The organism is Geodermatophilus africanus (assembly GCF_900107105.1).
In the GTDB taxonomy this organism is placed as follows: domain Bacteria; phylum Actinomycetota; class Actinomycetes; order Mycobacteriales; family Geodermatophilaceae; genus Geodermatophilus; species Geodermatophilus africanus.
Genome location: NZ_FNOT01000005.1, coordinates 13,506 through 36,244 on the forward strand (window position 1 = coordinate 13,506; position 22,739 = coordinate 36,244).

20 protein-coding genes and 1 pseudogene are annotated in these 22,739 nt (G+C 74.6%); 20 read left to right on the top strand and 1 reads right to left on the bottom strand.

Annotated features, from left to right (window positions below):
• Window positions 1–232 precede the first annotated feature (232 nt).
• The 12 genes from BLW63_RS10300 (at window position 233) to BLW63_RS10355 (ending at window position 16,696) form a co-directional block, all read left to right on the top strand.
• Complete coding sequence (locus BLW63_RS10300) at window positions 233–412, top strand: hypothetical protein (RefSeq protein WP_091154969.1); 180 nt, start codon at window positions 233–235, stop codon at window positions 410–412.
• A 307-nt stretch (window positions 413–719) separates the two neighbouring features.
• Window positions 720–5,012 (top strand): PKD domain-containing protein, encoded by a 4,293-nt coding sequence (locus tag BLW63_RS10305; RefSeq protein WP_091154972.1) that lies wholly within the window; start codon window positions 720–722, stop codon window positions 5,010–5,012.
• 279 nt (window positions 5,013–5,291) lie between these two features.
• Window positions 5,292–8,810, top strand: a complete 3,519-nt coding sequence (locus BLW63_RS10310; RefSeq protein ID WP_091154975.1) for a PKD domain-containing protein — start codon at window positions 5,292–5,294, stop codon at window positions 8,808–8,810.
• 125 nt (window positions 8,811–8,935) lie between these two features.
• A complete protein-coding gene (locus BLW63_RS10315; protein ID WP_091154980.1) occupies window positions 8,936–9,607 on the top strand; it encodes a prepilin peptidase in 672 nt (223 codons plus the stop codon).
• A 204-nt stretch (window positions 9,608–9,811) separates the two neighbouring features.
• Window positions 9,812–10,036 carry a Flp family type IVb pilin gene (locus BLW63_RS10320; protein ID WP_091154984.1) on the top strand — a complete coding sequence of 75 codons (225 nt, stop codon included), beginning with the start codon at window positions 9,812–9,814 and terminating at the stop codon, window positions 10,034–10,036.
• Between the two features lie 96 nt (window positions 10,037–10,132).
• Window positions 10,133–10,528: a TadE/TadG family type IV pilus assembly protein gene (locus BLW63_RS10325; RefSeq protein WP_091154987.1), complete on the top strand. Its 396-nt coding sequence runs from the start codon at window positions 10,133–10,135 to the stop codon at window positions 10,526–10,528.
• Window positions 10,516–11,496, top strand: a complete 981-nt coding sequence (locus BLW63_RS10330) for a pilus assembly protein TadG-related protein (protein ID WP_244522491.1) — start codon at window positions 10,516–10,518, stop codon at window positions 11,494–11,496. Before BLW63_RS10325 ends, BLW63_RS10330 begins: the two co-directional genes overlap by 13 nt.
• Window positions 11,497–11,505: 9 nt before the next feature.
• Window positions 11,506–12,237, top strand: a complete 732-nt coding sequence (cpaB, locus tag BLW63_RS10335; protein ID WP_091154990.1) for a Flp pilus assembly protein CpaB — start codon at window positions 11,506–11,508, stop codon at window positions 12,235–12,237.
• A complete protein-coding gene (locus BLW63_RS10340) occupies window positions 12,234–13,424 on the top strand; it encodes a CpaE/TadZ family protein (protein ID WP_091154995.1) in 1,191 nt (396 codons plus the stop codon). Before cpaB ends, BLW63_RS10340 begins: the two co-directional genes overlap by 4 nt.
• A 28-nt stretch (window positions 13,425–13,452) precedes the next feature.
• A complete protein-coding gene (locus BLW63_RS10345) occupies window positions 13,453–14,874 on the top strand; it encodes a TadA family conjugal transfer-associated ATPase (protein ID WP_091154999.1) in 1,422 nt (473 codons plus the stop codon).
• Window positions 14,874–15,806 carry a type II secretion system F family protein gene (locus tag BLW63_RS10350; RefSeq protein ID WP_091156108.1) on the top strand — a complete coding sequence of 311 codons (933 nt, stop codon included), beginning with the start codon at window positions 14,874–14,876 and terminating at the stop codon, window positions 15,804–15,806. The genes BLW63_RS10345 and BLW63_RS10350 overlap by 1 nt, the downstream gene beginning before the upstream one ends.
• On the top strand, window positions 15,806–16,696 hold the full coding sequence (locus BLW63_RS10355; RefSeq protein WP_091155003.1) for a type II secretion system F family protein: 891 nt from the start codon (window positions 15,806–15,808) through the stop codon (window positions 16,694–16,696). The genes BLW63_RS10350 and BLW63_RS10355 overlap by 1 nt, the downstream gene beginning before the upstream one ends.
• Window positions 16,697–16,771: 75 nt before the next feature.
• Here the strand turns inward: BLW63_RS10355 and BLW63_RS10360 are convergent, their stop codons facing one another.
• Window positions 16,772–17,116, bottom strand: coding sequence for a DUF8129 domain-containing protein (locus tag BLW63_RS10360; RefSeq protein WP_091155006.1), 345 nt, complete (start codon window positions 17,114–17,116; stop codon window positions 16,772–16,774).
• 143 nt (window positions 17,117–17,259) lie between these two features.
• Between BLW63_RS10360 and BLW63_RS10365 the strand changes: the two genes are divergently transcribed.
• The 8 genes and pseudogenes from BLW63_RS10365 (at window position 17,260) to BLW63_RS10410 (ending at window position 22,661) form a co-directional block, all read left to right on the top strand.
• Window positions 17,260–18,393 (top strand): baeRF2 domain-containing protein, encoded by a 1,134-nt coding sequence (locus tag BLW63_RS10365; RefSeq protein ID WP_091155010.1) that lies wholly within the window; start codon window positions 17,260–17,262, stop codon window positions 18,391–18,393.
• A gap of 14 nt (window positions 18,394–18,407) precedes the next feature.
• The gene (locus BLW63_RS10370) at window positions 18,408–18,665 is read left to right on the top strand and encodes a DUF2795 domain-containing protein (RefSeq protein WP_091156112.1); all 258 of its coding nucleotides are present in this window, start codon (window positions 18,408–18,410) and stop codon (window positions 18,663–18,665) included.
• Between the two features lies 1 nt (window position 18,666).
• Complete coding sequence (locus tag BLW63_RS10375) at window positions 18,667–18,897, top strand: hypothetical protein (protein ID WP_091155014.1); 231 nt, start codon at window positions 18,667–18,669, stop codon at window positions 18,895–18,897.
• Between the two features lie 26 nt (window positions 18,898–18,923).
• Entirely contained in the window at window positions 18,924–19,286 is a 363-nt protein-coding gene (locus BLW63_RS10380; protein ID WP_280140514.1) for an acyl-CoA thioesterase, read from the top strand.
• Between the two features lie 123 nt (window positions 19,287–19,409).
• Window positions 19,410–19,859: a cupin domain-containing protein gene (locus BLW63_RS10385; RefSeq protein WP_091155021.1), complete on the top strand. Its 450-nt coding sequence runs from the start codon at window positions 19,410–19,412 to the stop codon at window positions 19,857–19,859.
• Between the two features lie 29 nt (window positions 19,860–19,888).
• Window positions 19,889–20,311: a ChaB family protein gene (locus BLW63_RS27890; RefSeq protein WP_091155025.1), complete on the top strand. Its 423-nt coding sequence runs from the start codon at window positions 19,889–19,891 to the stop codon at window positions 20,309–20,311.
• Between the two features lie 95 nt (window positions 20,312–20,406).
• Window positions 20,407–20,655 (top strand): annotated as a pseudogene (locus BLW63_RS28930) (recombinase family protein); the annotation flags it as partial.
• Between the two features lie 1,436 nt (window positions 20,656–22,091).
• Window positions 22,092–22,661: a toll/interleukin-1 receptor domain-containing protein gene (locus tag BLW63_RS10410; protein ID WP_091155036.1), complete on the top strand. Its 570-nt coding sequence runs from the start codon at window positions 22,092–22,094 to the stop codon at window positions 22,659–22,661.
• Window positions 22,662–22,739 lie beyond the last annotated feature (78 nt).

Sequence of the window (22,739 nt, forward strand, 5' to 3'; positions counted from 1 at the left end):
ACCGGGATGTGCGAGTACTGGCCGGCGCGCTGCTGGCTCTGGCCCTGCTCGACGTCCTCGAGGTCGCGCTCGTCGTCACCCTGAGAGCGACGGGTGTGCCGCTGAGCGCCGTGCCCACGTCCCGGACGGCGACCTCCCAGGTGCCAACGCCGTTCGGTTGGCGCTCTTCTGATACCAGAGCGCCGGTGTCCTCCATCGGTACGTTGTCAGCTTCCTGACCTGCGCTTTCCCCTTGCGTTGTCGGCCACTCGAACTTGAGAGCGCCGCGGCCAACCTGGCCGGCTTCTGCACGGCCGACCACCGCGGCAAGCACCAGGCGCCGGGCTGGACCTACGCCATGGCCCCGGACGGCACCCTGACCGTCTCCACCCCCAGCGGGCTGACCGCGGTCACCGAACCCCCGCCCTACTGACCCGTCGCCGGTCGATCCGACAGAAGCCGGGCCGTCGCCGGCCGATGGGAGCCGGGCGCGTACTCGTGGCTGGTGACGCCCTCGATCTCGTCCAGCCCCCACGGCCGCCGCGGCGCGCTGACGGGGGCGCGGCCGACCCTCGCGTGCACACGATCAGGTGGACCACGGCTCCTGTGCGTGTGGACGCCTTGACCCGTGATCACGCTGCGTGGTCGGTTACACCCGCCAGTCACCGGTCGGGGGATCTAGCTCGTGCGAGACACCTACGGGACGGCCGTCCGTGCCCACGAGCTCCCGGAGACCCCGCATGTCCTCAGTTCCCGTGCCGCCGCACGACCGGCGCCGACGCCGGCGGAAGGCAGGGTCGACGGCCGTCGCCGGCCTGCTGACCGCCGGCCTCGCGCTGCTCGGTCTCGCCGTCCCCGGCACCGCGGCCGCCGACACCCGCCCGGTCCCTCCCGGTGAGCCGGCCACCGTCGCCGCCGACGCGCTGCCCACGGTGCAGGTGAACGGCGTCGTCTGGTCTCAGGTCGTCGTCGGCAACACCGTCTACGCAGCCGGGCGGTTCACCACCGCCCGCCCGGCGGGCGCCGCGGCCGGCACCCAGGAGACGGTGCGCAACAACCTGCTCGCCTACGACGTCCGCACCGGTGCGCTCATCACGTCCTTCGCCCCCGACCTCAACGCCCAGGCGCTGACCCTCGCGGCGTCCCCGGACGGCCGGCGGCTCTACGTCGGCGGCGACTTCACCCGCGCCAACGGCCAGGTCCGCAACCGCGTGGCCGCGTACGACACCGCGACCGGGGCGCTCGTGTCGTCCTTCGCGCCCAGCGTCAGCTCGCAGGTGCGGGCGCTGGCCGCCACGAACGACACCGTCTACCTCGGCGGCAACTTCTCCGCCCTCGGTGGCGTCAGCCGCAGCCAGCTGGCCGCGGTCCGGGCCTCCGACGGTGGCCTGCTGCCCTGGGCACCCGTGCCCGGCCCCGGCTCGGCGGCCGGCAACCGCGACGGCAACACGGCCACCAGCAGCGAGGTGATGGCCCTGGTCGTCACCGGCGGCGGCAGCCAGGTGGTGGCCTCCGGCCGGTTCGACACCCTCAACGGCGCCAAGGCCACCGGTGTCGGCGCCCTCGACGCGGCCACCGGCGCGACCCGGCCCTTCGCGATCAACCAGCTGATCACCAACCAGGGCGTCAACTCCGCGGTGTACAGCCTCTCCACCGACGGCACCGCGGTGTACGGCACCGGCTACGACTACTTCGGGCCGGGCAACTTCGAGGGCTCCTTCGCCGCGCGGGCCGACGGCGGCGCGGTCATCGCCGTCAACGGCTGCCACGGCGACTCCTACTCGAGCTTCCCGGTGGGCGGCGTCCTGTACATCGCCACCCACGCCCACCAGTGCGCGCCCATCGCCGGCTTCCCGGAGCAGAACCCCCGGGTGAACAAGTTCGCGACCGCGGTTACCACCACTGCCACCGGCACCACCACGGACCCGTCGCTGCGCAACACCAACCTGCGCGGTCAGCCCGCCCCGACGCTGCTGCCGTGGTTCCCGACCATGTCCGCCGGCCAGGTGACCGGCCAGCTGCAGGCCGGCTGGTCGGTGAGCGGCAACAGCCAGTACGTCGTCTTCGGCGGCGAGTTCCCGCGGGTCAACGGCGTCGCCCAGCAGGGCCTGGTCCGCTACGCCGTCTCCGCGCTGGCGCCCAACGACCGGGGTCCCGAGGCGTCGGCGGCCGCGCTGCGGCCCAACGCCACCTCGACCACGGCCGGCCAGGTCACCGTCACCTGGCCCGCCACGTGGGACATGGACAACGCCGAGCTGACCTACCAGGTCCTCCGCGACGGCGGGACGACGCCCGTCCACACCGTCACCGCCACCTCCTCCTGGTGGGACCTGCCGGAGCTGACCTTCACCGACCCCCGGCCCGCCGGCTCCACGGCGTCCTACCGGGTCGTCGTCATCGACCCGTTCGGCAACACGGTTACCAGCTCGCCGTCGAACACGGTCACGGTCGCGTCGGCTCCCAGCGCCTACGCCAACCGGGTCCTGGCCGACGCCCCTGACCAGTACTGGCGGCTCGGTGAGCCGTCGGGCACCACGGCCCTCGACCACGCCGGCACCACGAACCTGACGACGGGCGCCGGGGTCACCCGGGGCACCGCGGGTGCCGTCGGCGGCGACGCCGCGGTGACCACGAACGGGACGGCGACGGGCATCGCGTCGACCCGCGCCGCGACCGTCCCGACCCCCGCCAACGCGTTCAGCGTCGAGGCGTGGGTGCGCACCACGTCCGGCGGCCTCGTCGCCCAGTACAGCGACTCGCCCACGGCAGCGGCGACGAACCCCGCGGGCGCGGCCACCACGGTCGACCGCTCGCTCTACGTCGACGCCGACGGGCGGCTCACCTTCGGCACCAAGCGGGGGACGACCTACCGGACCGTCCGCAGCCCGGGTGCGGTGACCGACGGCGCGTGGCACCACGTGGTCGCCACCGTGGGCACCGGCGGCGCGACGCTGTACGTCGACGGCGCCCGCGTGGCGAGCGAGCCGACGTTCACCACGGCCAACGCCGGGCTGGCCGGGTACTGGCACCTCGGCAGCGGCTCGCTGACCGGCTGGCCCAGCGCCCCGGCAAACGCGTCGCTGGCCGGCTCGCTCGACGAGGTCGCGGTCTACCCGGCGCCGCTCACCCCCGAGCAGGTGACGGCCCACCACGCGACCGCCACCGGCGCCCCGGCGCCCAACGCCGCGCCGACCGCGCGCTTCACCGCCACCCCCGACGACCTGACGGTCGCGGTCGACGCCGCGGCGTCGACCGACCCCGACGGCACGGTCCGCTCGGTGGCGTGGGACTTCGGCGACGGGGCCACCGGCACCGGGACGACGGCGTCGCACACCTACGCGACCGCCGGCACCTACCGGGTCACGGTTACGGTCACCGACGACGACGGCGCCACCGCGAGCACCTCGCAGCAGGTGACCCTCACCGCGCCGCCGCCGCCGGCCGGCTCCGCGGCGATCGCCTCGGACGCCTTCGGCCGCACGGTCTCCGGCGGCCTGGGCACCGCCGACGTCGGCGGCGCGTGGACGGCCTCGGCCGGCGCCACGCGGCTGTCGGTCACCCCGGGGACGGCGACCCTGTCGCTGCCGGCCGCCGGCAACAACACCGGCGCGTACCTCGGCCAGGTCGCCCAGACCGGCGCCGACGTGCGCACCTCGTTCACGCTCAGCTCGATGCCGACCGGCGGGGGGACGTACGTGTACGTCTCCGGCCGGCGGGTGTCCGCGGGCAACGAGTACCGGGTGCTGGTGAAGGTGCTGGCCGACGGGCGGGTGTCGCTGACGCTGTCCCGGGTGGCCGGGGGCGTGGAGGGCTGGCCGGGCGGCGAGGTCGTCGTCCCCGGGCTGACCTACCGCGCCGGCACGACGCTGCACACCCGCGTGCAGGTGACCGGCACCGGCCCGACGGAGGTCACCGCGGCCGTGTGGGCCGACGGCACCGCCGAGCCGGCCACGCCGCAGCTGGTCCGCACCGACACCACCGCGGCGCTGCAGGCGTCCGGCTCGGTCGGGCTGGCCGTCTACAGGCCGAGCAGCGCGACCGCGGCGACCGCCGTCCGCGTCACCGGGTTCACGGTCACCGCGCCGGGCAGCGGCGGCACGGAGCCGCCGGCGCCGAACCGGGCGCCGACCGCCGCCGCCACCGCCACGGCCGGCGGGCTGTCGGTGAGCGTGGACGGGTCGGGCTCCGCCGACCCCGACGGCACGGTGACCACGTACGCCTGGACCTTCGGGGACGGCGGGACGGCGACCGGCGTGACCGCGACGCACACCTACGCGGCGGCCGGCACCTACCCGGTGACGCTCACCGTGACCGACGACGACGGCGCCACGGCGACGACGAGCCGCACGGTCACCGTCGCCGCCGACACCCCGCCGCCGGGCCCGGTGGACCCGGCGGTGATCGCGGCCGACGCCTTCGGGCGCACGGTCTCGGGCGGGCTGGGCACCGCCGACGTCGGCGGCGCGTGGACGGCCTCGGCCGGCGCGACCCGCCAGTCGGTCACCCCGGGGACGGCGACGCTCACCGTGGGACCGGGGAACAACACCGGCTCCCACCTGGGGTCGGTGTCGCAGACCTCGGCCGACGTGCGGACGTCGTTCTCGCTCGGCTCGGTGCCGACCGGCGGGGGCACGTACGTGTACGTCACCGGCCGGCGGGTCTCGGCGGGCAACGAGTACCGCGTGGCGGTCAAGGTCGGCTCGGCCGGCCAGGTGTCGCTGGTGCTCTCGCGGCTGGCCGGCGGCACGGAGGCCTGGCCCGGTGGCGAGGTCGCCGTTCCCGGGCTGACGTACACGGCCGGGACGAAGCTCCACGTGCGGGTCCGCGTCTCGGGGACCGGCACGACCAGCGTGACGGGGTCGGTCTGGGCCGACGGCGCGGGCGAGCCGGCCACGCCGCAGCTGGTCCGCACCGACACCACCGCGGCGCTGCAGGCGCCCGGCTCGGTCGGGCTGGCCGCCTACAGCTCGGGCACCGCGACCGCGCCGGTCGCCGTCCGGGTGGCCGCACTGGAGGTGCGCCCGGCCGGCTGAGCCGGCCCACCCCTCGGGGCCCCCGCCGGACCGCAGTGCGCGGCCGGCGGGGGCCCTCGCGCGTGCCGGGCCGGGCCCGCGCCGCCACCCGGTCGGGTGTCCCGATGAGCCGCGCAACCTCACAAAGAGTTACGAAGAGGCTGGATCTCTCGGGAGAACAGGCTGCTCACCACCGGATCGTGTGGGGTGAGACCCTCTGGGCACCCCCTCGTCGTCACGCTTAGTGTTCGCCCACCGGCCGGGGGAGGCCGGCTCACGGGGAACGACGGGGGAACAACCATGCACGCGAGAAGGCTCCTGGCCGGGTTCGTCAGCACGCTCCTGCTCGGCGCCGGAGTGGCGGTGCTGCCGGCGACCGGCGCGCTCGCGGACTCCGCGCCCATCGACCCGGCCGACCCGGCCACGCCGGTCACGGTCACCGCCGACCCGTTGCCCACCGTGCAGATCAACGGCGTGGCGTGGTCGCAGGTCGTCGTCGGCGACGTCGTCTACGTCGCGGGCCGGTTCACCTCTGCGCGTCCCGCGGGCGCGGCGCCCGGCGTCGGCGAGGTGCCCCGCAACAACGTCCTGGCCTACGACATCCGCACCGGCGCGCTGATCACCTCCTTCGCGCCGTCGCTCAACGGGCAGGCGCTCACCGTCACCGCCTCGCCGGACGGCTCCCGCATCTACGTCGGTGGCGACTTCACCCAGGTCAACGGGCAGCCCCGCAGCCGCATCGCCGCCCTCACCCCGGCCGGTGAGCTGGTCGCCACCTGGCGGCCCGCCGTGCAGGGCCAGGTGCGCGCCATCGCCGCGACCAACGACTTCGTCTACTTCGGCGGCAACGTCACCGCCGTCGGTGCCGTGAGCCGCACCCGGCTGGCCGTCGTCACCGCCGCCGACGGCTCGCTGACCAACTGGGCGCCGGTGCCCGGCTACGGCAGCACCGCCGGCAACACCGACGGCAACCGGACGCTGACCAACGAGGTCCTCTCGATGGTCCTCACCAACGGCAACACCCAGCTCGTCGTCTCCGGCCGCTTCGACACCATGAACGGCGTCCGGGCGACCGGCGTCGCGGCGATCGACGCGTTCACCAGCGTCACCCGGCCCTTCGCGATCAACCAGCAGATCACCAACCAGGGCGTGAACTCGGCGATCTGGAGCGTGTCCACCGACGGGACGACGGTCTACGGCACCGCCTACAACTTCTTCGGCCCGGGCAACCTCGAGGGCTCCTTCGCGGCCGAGGTCAACGGCGGCCGGGTGCGGTGGATCAACGACTGCTGGGGCGACTCCTACGCCAGCCACCCGATGGGGGGCGCGCTCTACCAGGCCCACCACGCGCACGACTGCGACAACATCGGCAGCTTCCCCGAGCAGACGCAGCGGGTCTGGAAGCGGGCGACGGCGGTCAGCACGGCGGTCACCGGCACGGTCGGCAACCTGCACCACCCGACCTGGCAGCGGCAGCCGGCACCGTCCGTGCTGCCCTGGTTCCCCACCATGGCCGCCGGCACCGCCACCGGGCAGGCGCAGGCCGGCTGGAGCGTGAGCGGCAACGGCCGCTACGTCGTCTACGGCGGCGAGTTCCCCACGGTCAACGGCGTCGCGCAGCAGGGCCTGGTCCGCTACGCGTTGCCGTCGATCGCACCGAACCGGGTGGGGCCGGACGCCGCCGGGTCCACGCCGACCGCCGCCGTCCTCGGTGCCGGCACGGTGCGCGTGGCCTGGCGGGCCGCGAGCGACCTGGACAACGAGCACCTGACCTACCGGGTGTACCGGGACGGCGGCACCACGCCGGCCGCCACGCTCACCCGCCCGTCGCAGTGGTGGGACCGGCCCATGCTCGGCTGGACCGACACCGGCCTGACCGCCGGCGCGCACTCCTACCGGGTCACCGCCACCGACCCGGCCGGGAACACCGCCACGATGCCCACGGTGTCGGTGCAGGTGCCGACCACCGGCAGCACCGCCCGGGCCTACTCGAGCGCGGTCGTGGCCGACGGCGCGACGTCCTACTGGCCGCTGGGCGAGGGCTCCAGCGCGACCGGCTTCGACCGGTCCGGCGGCAACGACCTGCAGGCCTTCGCCGGAGTGACCCGGGCGCCCGGCGCGGTCGCCGGTGACCCCGACGGCGCCGTCCGGCTCAACGGCACGACCACCGGCTACCTGGCCACCACCACGCCCACCGCGGCGCCGCAGACCTTCAGCGCCGAGTTCTGGTTCAACACCACGACGAGGCTCGGCGGCCGCTTCCTCGGCTTCGGCAACCTGCGGACCGGCAGCAGCGTCCACCACGACCGGCTGGTCTACATGGACACCGCCGGGCGGGTGAACTTCGGCGCCTGGCCGCTGGAGACCCGGCTGCTCACCTCGCCCGCGGCGTACAACGACGGCCGCTGGCACCACGTCGTGGCCACCATGGGCCGCACCGGCATGCAGCTGTACGTGGACGGCACGCTGGTCGGGTCCCGCGCCGACGGCACCCGTGGCCAGCACAACTTCGGCTACTGGCGGGTCGGCGGCGACCGCACCTGGGCCGGCGCCGAGTACGTCTCCGGGCTGGTCGACGAGGTGGCCCTCTACCCGACCGTCCTCGCCGCGGACCGGGTCGCCAGCCACCACAGCCTGGGCACGACCGGCCGGCCGACCGACACCGCGCCGACCGCCTCGTTCACCGCAGCCCCGATCGACCTGACCGTGTCGGTCGACGGCAGCGGCTCGACCGACCCCGGTGGCCGGGTCGCCGCGCACTCCTGGAACTGGGGCGACGGCACCGCCGCCGGCTCCGGCGCCACCGCCTCGCACACCTACGCGGCGGCCGGCACCTACACCGTCACGCTGACCGTCACCGACGACGGCGGCCGCACCGGCACCACCTCGCGCCAGGTCACCGTGACCGCGCCCGCGGCCAACCGGCCGCCGGCGGCGGCGTTCACCGTGGCCACCAGCGGGACGACCGTGGCGGTCGACGGCCGCGGCTCGGTGGACACCGACGGCTCCGTCACCTCCCACGCCTGGACCTTCGGCGACGGCGGGACGGCGACCGGTGCCACCGCGCCGCACACCTACGCGGCACCGGGCACGTACACGGTGACCCTGACGGTGACCGACGACGACGGCGCCTCCGGCAGCTCCTCGCAGCAGGTGACCGTCAGCGCGCCGCCGGCGGGTGCGCTGGCCCGCGACGCCTTCAACCGGACGACGACCGGCGGCTGGGGCACCGCGGACCTCGGCGGCGCGTGGACCGCCTCGGCCGGCGCGACGCGGCTGTCTGTGCGGCCCGGGACGGCGGAGCTCGCGCTGCCGGCCGCCGGCAACAACACCGGCGCCTACCTGGGAGCGGTGTCGTCGACCTCTGCCGACCTGCGCACCTCGTTCGCGCTCAGCTCGATGCCCACCGGTACCGGCACCTACGTGTACGTCACCGGGCGGCGAATCTCGGCGGGCAACGAGTACCGGGTGCTGGTGAAGGTGCTGGCCGACGGGCGGGTGTCGCTGACGCTGTCCCGGCTGGCCGCGGGCGTGGAGAGCTGGCCGGGCGGCGAGGTCGTCGTCCCGGGCCTGACCTACACGCCCGGGATGCGCCTGGAGGTGCGGGTGCGGACCTCCGGCGCCGGCACCACCGACGTCGCCGCCACGGTGTGGGCGTCCGGCACCGCGGAGCCCGCGGCTCCGCAGCTGGTGCGCACCGACGCCACCGCGGCGCTGCAGGCACCCGGTGCGGTCGGGATCGCGGCCTACCGACCCGGCAGCGCGACGGCGGCGACGGCGGTCCGGGTCAGCTCGTTCGAATTGACCACGGGGCGCTGAGCCCGCTGTCACCCACGGCGCCGGGACGGGGAGGAGCTCCTGTCCCGGCGCCGCGGCGGCTCGCGCCGTCCCCCGAACCGGTGGCGGTCCCGCGTGCGGGGGCCCGGCCGTGTCATCGTCGCCCCGTGCTCGCCGCCCTCGCCGTTGCCGCCCTGCTCTCCGGAGCGGCCGCGGGGCGGCTGGTGAACCGCGCCGCCGGCCGGTTCCCGTGGCCGCCGGGCGCCGGTGTCCGGGAGCTCCTCGGGCCCGGCCCCGTCGCCGTCCGGCCACCGGTGGTCGAGGTCGGCACCGGGCTGCTCACGGCGCTCACCGTGCTGGGCGCCGGGCTCTCCTGGGCGCTGCCGGCCTTCCTGCTCCTCGCCGTCGCGGGCGTGCTGCTCACCGTGGTCGACCTGCAGCACCGGCTGCTGCCCAACCGCGTGGTGCTGCCCGCGCTCACCGGCGGGGTCGTGCTGCTGCTCCTCCCGGCCCTCGTCGACAGCGCCTGGGACCAGCTGCTGCGGGCGGCGCTGGGCGCCGCGGCCCTGTTCGCCGCCTACCTCGCGCTCGCCCTGGTCTCACCCGGGGGCCTGGGGATGGGGGACGTGAAGCTGGCCGCGCTGCTCGGCCTCTACCTGGGCTGGCTCGGCTGGGCGGCGGTCGTCCTGGGCGCGCTCGCCGGCTTCGTCGTGCAGGCGGCCGTCGCCCTGTCCCTGCTGGCGACGCGGCGGATCGGGCTGCGCGGTGAGCTGCCCTTCGGCCCGGCCATGCTCGCCGGCGCCGCGCTCGTCATCGGCGGGACCGCGCTGCTGCCCTGACCCGTCGCCCCGCGTGGACAGGCGTGGGCGGTCACGGAGGGTGACGTCAGCGGGCGCCCGGTCACCCGGGCGGGTGGACGGTGTCCGCCGACGGAGTGGCCGGACCTCAAGCCGGCGAGCCGCCGGCACGACATCCCCTGGCAAGTGCCGCGACGTCGGGTCGCCCGACCCGGACCGGCCGGCACCGTCCCCCAGGGAGTCCCCGTGCTGAACCTCGTGACCAACCCGCTGGCCACCATCGTCACCCTCTACTCGTTCGTCGAGGAGCGCCTCAAGCGCGAGGAGAAGGGTGCGACCGCCGTCGAGTACGGCCTCATGGTCGGCCTGATCGCCGTCGTCATCATCGCCGCCGTGATCGCCCTCGGCGGTCGCCTCGACGAGCTCTTCCGGTCGATCGTCACCAGCCTCGGCGGCACCGTCACCGAATAAGCCCGCACACCTCCACGGCGCAGCGGCCCCGTCCCCCGGGGCCGCTGCGCCGCGCCGCACAACGGCCACGACGACGGGAGAGGAGGTGGGGGACCGGTGCGCACCCGACTGCGCGACGAGCACGGCGCCAGTGCCGTGGAGTTCGCGATGATCGTGCCGCTGCTGCTCGTGCTGGTGCTCGGCATCGCCGAGTTCGGGCACGCGTTCCAGGTGCAGGGCACGCTGTCCGCCGCCGCCCGCGAGGGTGCCCGCGTCATGGCGCTGCAGAACGACCCGGCCGCGGCGCGCACCGCCGTCCGCGACGCCGCCCCCACGCTCGACCCGGCGATCACGAACGCGCAGATCACCGTCACGCCGGCCGCCTGTCCGGCGACGAGCACGCCTCCCGCGAACGTGCGGGTGACCATCGCCTACCCGATGCCGTTCCTCACCGGCTTCTTCGGCGCGGACATCGACCTGACCGGGACGGGGGTCATGCGGTGCAACGGCTGAAGCAGGACCCGGCTACCGAACGCCGCCGGCTGGCCGGCGAGCACGGCGCCTCGGCGGTGCTGCTCGCGCTGCTGCTCGTGCCGGTCCTCGGGTTCACCGCGATCGCCGTCGACGTCGGCGCCCTGTACGCGGAGCGGGCCCGGCTGCAGGTCGCGGCCGACGCGGCGGCGCTCGCGGTCGCCGCCGACTGCGCCAAGGGCGCCTGCGGCGACATGCGGGCGACCGCGCAGGGCATGGTCGACGCCAACCTCGGCGACGCCAGCGCCGCCCCGCCGGTCCTGGCCTCGAACCCGCACCGCGTCACCGTCTCCGGGCGGACCCCGCAGGAGCACTGGTTCGCCCCGGTGATCGGGCACGACGCGACCGTCGTCTCGGCCACCGCCACGGTGGCCTGGGGCGGCCCCAGCGGAGGCACCGCCGTCCTGCCACTGACCTTCTCGTGGTGCGAGTTCTCCCAGCAGACCGGGGGCGGACTGCCCTCGGGCACCACCGAGCGGACCGTCTTCCTGACCAAGTCCTCGGCCACGATCCAGGACTGCACCGGGCCGTCGGACAACTTCGTGCCGGGCGGCTTCGGGTACCTGGTCAGCGACCCCGGCGAGTGCCGCGCCACGAGCGCCCGCGACGAGCGCTCGTACTCCTCGACCGGCAACACCCCGCCCGCGCAGTGCTCGGCCGCCGACTTCGCCTCCTGGGTGGGCCGCACGGTGCTGCTGCCGATCTTCGACCAGTACGGCGGCACCGGCAGCAACGCCTGGTACCGGGTCTACGGCTACGCCGCCTTCCGGTTGACCGGCTACCACCTCGGCGGCCAGTTCAGCACCGACAAGGACGCCTGTGGCAAGGGCAACGGCAGCGCCCGGTGCGTCACCGGCTACTTCACCCGCTTCGTCGACCTCGGCGAGGCCTTCGACTACGACCCGACCGCGCCGCAGCTGGGCGCCTGGGTCCTCCGACTCGTCCGATAGGGGCCCCTCGTGAGACGCCGACTGCTCGCCGCCCTCGCGGCGCTGCTCCTCGCCGCCACCGGCGCCGTGGTCCTGCTGGCCTACGTGCGCGGTGCCGACGCCCGTGCCCTCGCCGGGGTGGAGACCGTGGACGTCCTCGTGGTCGACCAGCCGGTCGCCGAGGGGACGCCGGGGGAGGACCTGGCCGGCCTGGTCCGCACCGAGCGGCTGCCGGTCAAGGCCGTCGTCCCGGGTGGGGTTCCCGACCTCGACGCGCTCGCCGGGCAGGTCGCCACTAGCGACCTGCAGCCGGGCGAGCAGCTGCTGGCCGCCCGCTTCGCCGCCCCGGCGGACCTCACCGTGCCCGGCACGGTGGCCCCGCCGGACGGCGCGTCCGAGGTGAGCATCCTGCTCGAACCGCAGCGCGCGGTCGGCGGCCGGCTGGCGGCCGGGGACACCGTCGGCGTCCACGTCTCCCTCGAGGGCAGGACGCACGTCCTGCTGAGCAGGGTCCTCGTCACCCAGGTGCAGGGCGCCCCGTCCCCCGTCCCCGACGGCCAGACGACCGACACCGCCGCCGGCGGTGCGGCGCCGTCGGCCAGCCTGATGGTGACCCTCGGGCTGCGGCCCGAGGCGGCCGAGGCGGTCGTCTTCGCGATGGAACACGGCACCGTCTGGCTCTCCCTCGAGCCGGAGGGCGTCGATCCCACCGGCACCGAGATCGTCACCCCCGAGAACGTCTACGAGAAGGACTGGTCATGAGTCGCGTGGTTCTCGGCGCAGCCGACGAGGAGCTCGTCCTGCGCGTCAAGGAGGCGACTGACGGCGACGTGCACGTGCTGCCGCCCGGCCGGCTGCCCGCCGACCCGGCGCGGCTGTTCGAGCAGCTGGTCGACGGCGAGCTGCCCGACGTCCTGCTGATCGGGCCGGCCGCGGCGCCGGACGCGGTGCTCGCGCTGGCCTCCCGGCTCGACGTGCAGAGCCCCGGGATCACCGTGGTGCTCATGGCCGAGGCCTCGCCGCAGATGTGGCAGGCGGCGATGCGCTCCGGCATCCGCGACCTGCTCTCGCCGTCCGCCGACGTCCTCACCATCCGGGAGGCCGTCGAGCGCGCCGGCGCCGCCGCGGCCGGACGGCGGCGGGTGCTGCGCCCGGTCGAGGAGACCGCCCGCTACACCGGCCGGGTCATCACCGTGGCCTCGCCGAAGGGCGGGGTGGGCAAGACGACGGTGGCCTCGAACCTGGCGATCGGGCTCACCGCGTCCGCGCCGCAGTCGACGGTGCTGGTCGACCTCGACGTCCAGTTCGGCGACGTGGCCTCCGCGCTCGGCCTGGTGCCCGAGTACGCGCTGCCCGACGTGGTCCACGGCGCGGCCGTGGAGGACACGATGGTCCTCAAGACCTTCCTCACCCAGCACCCCAGCGGCCTGTACGCGGTGTGCGGGGCGGACTCCCCGGCGGCCGGCGACACCGTCAGCGCCGCCGACGTCAGCCGGCTGCTGACCTCGTTGTCCCGGGAGTTCCGCTACGTCGTCGTCGACACCGCGCCCGGGTTGTCGGAGCAGACCCTCGCCGCGCTCGACCGCGCCACCGACGTGGTGATGCTCAGCAGCATGGACGTCCCCGGCGTCCGCGGGCTGCGCAAGGAGCTCGACGTGCTGCGCGAGCTGTGCATGATCCCGGCCGGCCGGCACGTGGTGATGAACTTCGCCGACGTCAAGGGCGGGCTGTCGGTCCGCGACGTGGAGACGGCGATCGGCACCGGGGTGGACGTCGTCGTGCCGCGCTCGGCCGCGGTGCCGCCGACGACCAACCAGGGCGTGCCGATCCTGGCCTCCGGCCGGCGAGACCCGGCGGTCAAGGAGCTGCGCCGGCTGGTGGCCCGCTTCGCCGCCACCCCGATCGTGCGGCCCGGTCGCTACCGCGCCAGGCACCGGGCGGCGTCGTGACCTCCGCCTCTGCGCTCCGGGCGGCGTCGTGAACCTCGCCTCCCGGCTCGCCGCGGCCCAGGGGCGGACCCCCGCGCCCGAGGTCCCCGCCGCGCCGTCCGTCGTGCCCCAGCCCCGGCCGGTGACCCCGGCCCTGGCCTCGACCCCACCCGTCCCGCCGACCGACGCGCTCACCCGGCTCAAGGACCGGGTCGCCAAGGCGCTGTTCGAGCGCATGGGCAACCGGATGAACGACCCGTCGCTGTCCGAGGAGCAGCTGCGCGCCGTCGTCCTCGGGGAGCTCGACGAGGTGGTCGAGGAGGAGCGGGTCCCGCTGTCGGCCGACGAGCGGGCGCGGCTGACCGCCGAGCTCGCCGACGACGTGCTCGGCTACGGCCCGCTGCAGCGGCTGCTCGACGACCCGACCGTCACCGAGATCATGTGCAACGGCCCGGACGCGGTGTACGTCGAGCAGGGCGGCCGGCTGGTCCGCACCGCCGCCCGGTTCACCTCCGAGGAGCACCTGCGCCGGGTGATCGACCGGATCGTCTCGCGGGTGGGACGGCGGATCGACGAGTCCTCGCCGCTGGTCGACGCCCGCCTCGCCGACGGCTCCCGCGTCAACGCGATCATCCCGCCGCTCGCGTTCAGCGGCTCGACGCTGACCATCCGGAAGTTCTCCAAGGACCCGTTCACCGTCGACGACCTCATCGCGTTCGGCTCGCTGTCGCCGGAGATGGCCGAGCTGCTGCGCGCCTGCGTGGAGGCCCGGCTCAACGTCATCGTCTCCGGCGGCACCGGCACCGGGAAGACGACGCTGCTCAACGTGCTGTCCTCGTTCATCCCCGAGGGCGAGCGGATCGTCACCATCGAGGACGCCGTCGAGCTGCAGCTGCAGCAGGACCACGTGGTCCGGCTGGAGTCCCGCCCGCCCAACATCGAGGGCCGGGGCGCGATCACCATCCGCGACCTGGTGCGCAACTCGCTGCGGATGCGCCCCGACCGGATCGTGGTCGGGGAGTGCCGCGGCGGGGAGTCCCTCGACATGCTCCAGGCGATGAACACCGGCCACGACGGGTCGCTGTCGACGGTGCACGCCAACTCCCCGCGTGACGCGATCGCCCGGCTGGAGACCCTCGTGCTGATGGCCGGCATGGACCTGCCGCTGCGCGCCATCCGCGAGCAGATCGCCTCGGCCGTCGACGTCGTCGTCCAGCTGTCCCGGCTGCGCGACGGCACCCGCCGGGTCACCCACGTGACCGAGGTGCAGGGCATGGAGGGGGAGACGGTCACGCTGCAGGACGCGTTCCTCTTCGACTACTCCGCGGGCGTCGACGCCGCGGGCCGCTTCCTCGGCAAGCCGGTGCCCACCGGGGTGCGGCCGCGGTTCACCGACCGCTTCGACGAGCTGGGCATCCGGGTCTCGCCGCGGGTGTTCGGCACCGTCGAGCCGCGGCGGGGGTGGTCCTGATGCTGCTGGCCGCCGGGCTGCTCGCGGTCACCGGCGGGCTGCTGCTGCTCGCCCTCGTCGTCCTCCCGGCCGGGCCGCGACGGGTGCCGCTGTCCCGCCTGGACCCCACGGGGGCGCCGCCGGCGTCCGCGCTGGCCGGCGCGTCGGCCGTCGCGGGCGCAGCGGTGGAGCGGGCACTGGCCCGGCGGGGCTGGGTGGCCCGCGGCACGGCCGCGCTGGAGCGGGCGGGGGTGGCGACGGCGCTGCCCGACGTCGTCCTGCTGGTGGGCCTGGCCACCGTCGTCCTCGGGGCGCTGGGGCTGCTGGTCGGCGGCGTGCTGCTCGCGCTGGGGCTGGCGACGCTGGCGCCGCTGGGCACCAAGGTGGTGCTGGGACTGCGGCGGGGACGACGGCAGGCGGCCTTCGCCGACCAGCTCGACGACTCGCTGCAGCTGATGGCGTCGAGCCTGCGCGCCGGGCACAGCCTGCTGCGCGCGGTGGACTCGGTGTCGCAGGAGGCCGCAGCGCCGACGGCGGAGGAGTTCGCCCGCATCGTCAACGAGACCCGGGTGGGCCGCGACCTCGGCGACGCCCTCGACGAGGTGGCCGAGCGGATGGGCAGCGACGACTTCCGGTGGGTCGCCCAGGCCATCGGCATCCACCGGGAGGTCGGCGGCAACCTGGCCGAGGTCCTCGACACCGTCGGGCACACCATCCGGGAGCGCAACGCCATCCGCCGTCAGGTCAAGGCGCTGTCGGCCGAGGGCAAGCTGTCGGCGGTCGTGCTGATGACGCTGCCCTTCGGCATCGTCGGCTTCCTGTCGGTGACCAACCCCGCCTACCTGGCCGGCTTCACCGAGGGCCTGGCCGGCTACCTGATGATCGCGGCCGTCGTCGTGCTGCTGACCGTCGGCGGGCTGTGGCTCAAGAAGACCGTGGCGATCCGGTTCTGATGCTGCCGACTCCCGTGCTCGCGGCCGCGCTGGCGGTCGCCCTCGCCGTCCCGCTGCTGGGCTGGGCGCTGCTGGCCCGCCCGCAGGACGCCGCCGCCCGTGCCCGCGCCAACCTGACCCGCGGCCTGGAGCTGCCCGGCGTGGCTCGCGGCCGGCCGCGAGCCCGGCTGCTGGCGCGGCTGGCCGCGGCGCTGACCCCGGCCGGCACGGTGGCCCGGCTCAACCGGCTGGCCGGCGCCGCGGGGCGCCCGGCCGAGTGGCCGGTGCCCCGGCTGGTCGCGGCCAAGCTGGTGCTCGCCCTCGTCGCCGGGGCGCTCGGGCTGCTGGTGGTCACGGCCGACCCCGGGCTGCTGACGGGGGCGCTGGCCCTGGTCGTGACCGGCGTGGCCTACGTCGTCCCCGAGCTGCTGCTGTACAGCCGCGGGCAGGAGCGCCAGCAGGCGATCGCGCTCGAGCTCGCCGACACGCTCGACCAGATGACCATCGCGGTGGAGGCCGGGCTCGGCTTCGAGGCGGCGATGGCGCGGGCCGGGCGCAACGGCCGCGGCGCGCTCGCCGAGGAGCTGGTGCGCACACTGCAGGACATCGCCGTCGGCCAGCCCCGCCGCGAGGCCTACCTGGCGCTGGCCGAGCGGACGGCGGTGCCGGACCTGCGCCGCTTCATCCGCGCGGTGGTGCAGGCCGACGCGTACGGCGTCTCGATCGCCGACGTGCTGCGCACCCAGGCGGCGGAGATGCGGCTCAAGCGCCGGCAGCGGGCCGAGGAGAAGGCCATGCAGATCCCGGTGAAGGTCATCTTCCCGCTGATCCTGTGCATCCTGCCGACGCTGTTCATCGTGCTGCTCGGCCCCGCGGTCCTCGACATCGCGGCGGCGTTCGGCGGGGGGTGACCCGCCGCGCGAGATCTGCACACTGGTGGCCATCAGGGCTCCGATGGCCACCAGTGTGCAGATCTCGCGGAGGCGTCAGCCGGTGCTGCGCGGCTGCGCCGGGTTGGTCGGGTCGCCCTGGGACGGCGGGTTGATCACCGGGCCGGTCGTCGCCTCGGACACCTTCGACCCGCCCGCGGCGTGGACCGGGTCGTCGGCGGCCGCGGCTGCGGGGTCGCCGCCGGAGGGCTGGGCGCCCTCGCGCAGCGCGGTGAGGCGGTTCTCCATGATCGTCACCACCTGCAGCCGGTCGGCGTGCGCGCGCTCGTACTCCAGCAGCGTCTGCAGGCCGGTGGCGTCGAGCGTGCGGATCCGCGACGCCAGCCCCTCCACGGGGAGGTGGTCGTAGTCGGGCAGCGGCAGTCGGTCGTGCTCGGTCATGGCCGACCGCCTACCCCCGCCCCGGCCCATCGACACCGGGTGTGAGGGCACGGCCGGTGGGTAGGCGGCGGAGGCGGGACGGCCCGGGTTGCGGGCCCCGCCAGCCCTGAGCCGCACAGCGATCGAGGAGTGGTCCCACACCCATGGACGTGTCCTTCCTGGCGCCGGTCTTCACCGCCTCCGGGCCCTACGCCACGGTGTGCGCCGACGTCACGCACACCACCGAGAACGCCGACACCGAGCTGGAGCTGCGGGTCCGGGGCATCGCCGAGGAGCTCACCGGGCAGGGCGCGCCGGAGGCGGTCGTCGAGGCGGTCCGCGGCCGGCTGCTCGAGGCCAACCAGGGTAGGGAGATCGCGAGGCTGCGGGGCCGGGCCCTCGTCGTCGCCGCCGACGGCTCCGTCGTCCTGGACCAGCCGCTGGTCGACTCGCCGCGGCAGGAGGTCGCCAGCTGGTCGCCGACCCCGGACCTGCTCCCGATCCTGCGGCAGCTGCCCGGGCGCGTGCCGCACGTCGTCGTCGTCACCGACCGGGTGGGCGCCGACATCTCGGTGGCCACCCTCGCCGGGCGACCCGAGATCGAGGACGAGGTCGAGGGCGACAGCTTCCAGATCCACAAGTTCCAGGGCGGCGGCTGGGCGCACCACCGGTACCAGCACAACGCCGAGAACAAGTGGGTCCACAACGCCGACAACGTCGCCGAGCGCATCGCCTCGCTGGTGCGCCGGCTGCACCCGGCCTTCGTCCTCGTCGCCGGCGACATCCGGGCCCGGCAGATCCTGACTGACCGCGCCAGTGGTCTCTGGTCGGACCTGGTCGTCTCCATGGACGAGGGCGGCCGCGCTGCCGGGGCCGACCGCGAGCCGGTCGACCAGCGGGCCGCCGCGCTCGTCGCGGAGCACGAGGCCCGCGAGGAGGCCGACGCGGTCGAGAAGCTGGCCTCGGCCGGCGCCCACGGCCTGGCCGTGACGGGCAAGGCCGCGGTGGTCGAGGCGCTGCGCAAGGGACAGGTCGAGACCCTGGTCCTCGCCGACCAGCAGGACCCCGACGACACGCTGCTCGTCGGGAGCTCGCCGCTCGAGCTCGGCGTCGACCAGCACGACATGGACGCGCTGGGCACCCACGGCACCGTCGTCCCCGGCGAGGGAGCGCTGCTCGCCGCCGCGGTGGCGAGCGCGGCCGGCGTCGTCGTCGTCCCCCGGGCGGCGATGCCCGGCGACATCCCGGTCGCCGCGATCCTTCGTTACACCGACGACTCCACGCCCACGGCTCAGTGACCAGGGAGACCGACATGACCGACCCGCATCAGCCCGCGACCTCTCCCGGCACCTCCACCGGCGACGTCGAGCGCCGCGCCGCGCTCGCCGAGGCCCTTGGCAAGGAGGTGTGGCCGGCCGACAAGGACGCGCTCGTGGCCAAGGCCCAGGAGGGCAACGCCGCCGACCGCGTGCTGTCCGACCTGCGACGGCTGCCGTCCGGCGAGCAGTTCGCCAACGTGCAGGACGTCGCCCGCGCCCTCGGCATCGGCACCGAGCAGCAGCGGTTCTGAGATGACCACGCAGAAGGAGCCCAGCCCCGAGGCGCTGGCCAACGTCACTGAGCACAACGTGCAGACGCGAGCCGAGCTGCTGCCCGAGGAGGAGGAGATCCACGGCAGCGGCATGGAGGAGGTCGCCGCCGAGGTGATCCTGGCCGAGTCCGAGGAGCGGACCATCCACCCGGACCCGGACGACGCCCAGGGCGGCCACCGGCAGTCCGCCGACACCGCGGACCTGCCCTGAGCACCGCGCACGAGCACACCGTCCAGCTGCGCTGGTCGGATCCGGACTCCCTCGGCCACGTCAACCACGCGCGGGCGCTCAGTCTGCTCGAGTTCGCGCGGCTGGCCATGGCCGAGGGGGCCGGGGGCGACCGCGGGATCATCCTGGCCCGGCTGGAGGTCGACTACCTGCGCCAGCTGTACCACCGGACCGGTGAGCGGCTGTGCGTGCGCAGCACGGTGACGCGGCTGGGCACGAAGTCGCTCACCGTCCGGCAGGAGCTGCTCCAGGACGACGCGGTCGCCATCCGCGCCGACGTCGTGATGGTGGCCTTCGACTTCGCCGCCGACGCCAGCCGGCCGCTGACCGACGCCGAGCGCGCCCACTGGGCCCGCTTCGCCCAGGCCTGACGAAGAGGACCGGGAACACCTCGGCGAGCGCGCCAGCGAGCGACCAGGACGGGCTGGGGGCGCTCTCCAGGTGCCGCGCCGCCGCGCGCTGACGAGGGGGGCAACCCGGCGTAGCGTCCCGGCATGGCCGCTCCCTTCGCGCAGCACCACGGCGGCGGCGAGCGCCTGGAGTTCTGGGGGACGACGATCGTCGTCCGGGCGTCCGCGGACACCACCGGCGGTGCGTTCACCCTCTTCGAGGAGGAGACGCCGATCCTGGACACCTCCCGCCACGTCCACCGGGAGACCGACGAGCTCTACCACGTCCTCGACGGCGAGCACGTGTTCGTGTGCGGGGACGAGGAGTTCACGGTGGGTCCGGGCGGGACGGTGTTCCTGCCGCACGGCGTGCCGCACGCCCACCGGCGCGTGGTCCCGCGGACCGGCCGGCTGCTGTGCGTGACCTCCCCGGCCGGGTTCGAGGGGTTCTTCCGCCTGCTGGCCGAGACCAGCCGCACCGGGGCGTCCCCCGGCGAGGCCTACGAGCGGGCCTCCCAGGAGCACGGTGTCACCTGGCTGGGGGACGGCGACTGACGCCCGCGGGCGGCGGGTACCGGCCCGGCATGCCGAAGACCACGAAGAGCGGAGACGCCAGGCAGGACGAGATCCCCAGCACCCTGCAGCGGTCGGACGAGAAGGCGCAGCGCACCTTCGCCAAGACGCACGACTCGGCGATGGACTCCTACGACGACGAGCGGCGCGCCAACCAGGTCGCGTGGGCCGCGGTCAAGCACACCCACGAGAAGGTCGGCGACCACTGGGAGCCCAAGGACCACAAGGGCCCGAGCGACGCGCAGGCCGAGGGCGGGCGGGACACGAACCGCGAGACGAAGGGTGGCGTCGACGCCAACGCCACCAAGGCGCACCTGCTGGACGTCGCCAGGCGGCTCGACGTCTCCGGTCGCTCGACGATGAGCAAGGCCGAGCTGGTCGACGCCATCCAAAAGGCCAACGACAGGAAGACGGCCGAGGCTCGGGAGAAGTAGCCTTCACCCTCGCGGCCCGAGCTGCTTCAAGGAGGCGTTTCCGGCTCTGGTTCTCACCGTCGGCGCCTACGCGCGCATCTCGGTCGACAAAGGAAGAACGAGCTCGCGACGTCGCCCGCCAGGCCGCCGATGACGAGGCCCTCGCCGAGCTGCGGGGCTGGAAGATCGCCGAGCACTACCAGGACAACGACGTCTCGGCGTTCAAGGAGAACATCGTCCGACCCCCGTTCGAGCAGCTCCTGGCCGACCTGGGGCCGGGTGGTCCGGCGGGAACCGATGTCCCGCGGTGTGCGAGGGCCCCGGCCATGCTCCTGGGGTCGGTCAGCGAGCCGGGTCGAGGATGACCCCGCCCCCGGCGGCGAGCCGTCGGGCCGCCGCCACGTCGGCAGGCTCGAAGGGGCTTTCAGCCCGTGCCGCTCCTGAGGGCGGCAGTAGCTACGGCAGCATCGGGCTAATCCCGCTGGCGCATCTGCTCATGGGTCGGCACCCACGGCGCCGCGGTCTCGCCGTTCGGGACGAGGAAAGCGAAAATCGCCATCAACGAGATGCCCCTGCGGCCGACGGGGCAGGGGCCACCAACTGCATGATCCCGTGCTGGGTCTCCTCGGTGACCGCGTGGCGCCAGTCCGGCCAGACCACCGCGGCGCCCTGCATGACGCGGTGAAGGGCGTGGTCGTCATGGAGGCTTCTTCTCAGCTGGGTGGAGGTGTTGGTGTTCGACCGGCGCGGTGACACTTCAGTGACGCCGGCGTGACGGGAGCACTCCTAGCGTCGCCGCGCCGGCCAGCCCGGTGGAGCCTGGACGGTGCAAGGAGGTCAGGAGGATGCATGTCAAGGTCGACACCATCAACCTGATGGATCTCGCCCGACCCGCGAGCGCTTCTACTCGCCCGAGGAGTCGTACTCCGAGGCCGAGTACGACGAGGAGGCTGGCTGGACCGCGGACCAGTTGCGCCGCATGGACGCTGACGTCCTCGGCTTCCAGGAGGTCCTCCACGAGGAGGTGCTCCACGACGTCTGCACCCGGTCGGGCCGGTTCGAGGACGCCACGGTCGTGGCGCCGCGCGCGGACGGGAGCAGCGGCCTACGGGTCGATCTGGCCACTCGGCTGCCGCTCGCCGAGCCGGTGGGGAGCGTCGTCGACCTCCCCGCCGGGTTGGACGCGGAGGTCGAGGAGCCCGCCCCGCCGGTCGGGACGTCCAGCCGCCCGGCCCTGCGCGCCCGAGTCGCTCTCGGCGCGGCGGAGGGGACGACGGCGACGGTGTGCGTCGTCCACGTGGAGTCCGAACGGCCGATCCGTGGTGTTCAGGGGCCGAGCATGACCCGCGCGAGGCCTCCAGCGGGCACGGTCCCGCCTGCCACGCATCGCCCGGGCGACGGCCCTACGCTTCCTGGTGGTCAGCCAGGAGCTTCGCGACCACGACCGCAACCCGCCGCACATCGGGGAGGTCGTCGACCTCCGGTGATCCAACGATCCCCTGGTGGACAGCCAGCTCAGCGAGGACCGTCTCGATCGGGTCGCGTCCGACCACGGCCAGCTCGTAGCCAGATCCGCTTGCGCTGATGCGCGGGGGAGTCGTGGCACCGCGACGCTTTTCGTAACGTCCGCCCCTTTCCACCGTATCTAGTCGAGGACCACGCGCTCCTGTCCTCAGGACCAACGCCTCTAGGTCGCAGCAGTGGGGCCGTCATCACATTGATGTCACACCTGCCGATCCGTTGCTCCCTCGTCACTCACCGGTGACCTCGTCACCGTCGGCACACATAGGAGGTCGTCGAGGTGTCCCCTCCCCGGGTCAGGTGGTGGGAGAGGCCGGAGTCGCCCACGGCCTTCATCTCACACGCCAGTGCCGATGCGACCCAGGCAGCGGAGATCGTCCGGGTGCTCGAGGCGGCGCGATTGCGGTGCTGGCTCGCGCCCCGGGACATCCCGGTCGGCAGCGAGTGGGCCACTGCGATCGTCGACGGAATCCGGCGGAGCCGCCTCCTCGTCGTCGTCTTCTCTGTCCGCTCCTGCGCGTCGCCGGAGGTGTACCGCGAGGTCGAGCTCGCGTCGCGGGAGCGCAAGCCGATGCTGACCGTGCGCATCGACCGGACTGCGGAGCTGACCGGGCCGCTCGCGTTCTTCCTCTCCTCGATCCAGTGGTTCGAGGCCACGGCGCGCCCGCTGCGACCCCAGCTCGGTCGGCTTCCGAGCACGGTGGCGGGATTGCTCGACGTCCCGGTGACCCCGCCCCCGCCCCCGACCGCGGCTCCCGTCTCCGGCGCCCAACCGGAAGAGTCGATCCGGTCCGTGTCCCTGGACGACCTGACCAGGAGCGGTCCGATCTTCCGTCCCTGGGCGCACTGACCTCACCCCAGAACGCCCGGCAACCTGCGGAGCAGCTCATGACCGATCACCGACCAGGCGCGGAGTTCTTCGGCCGTG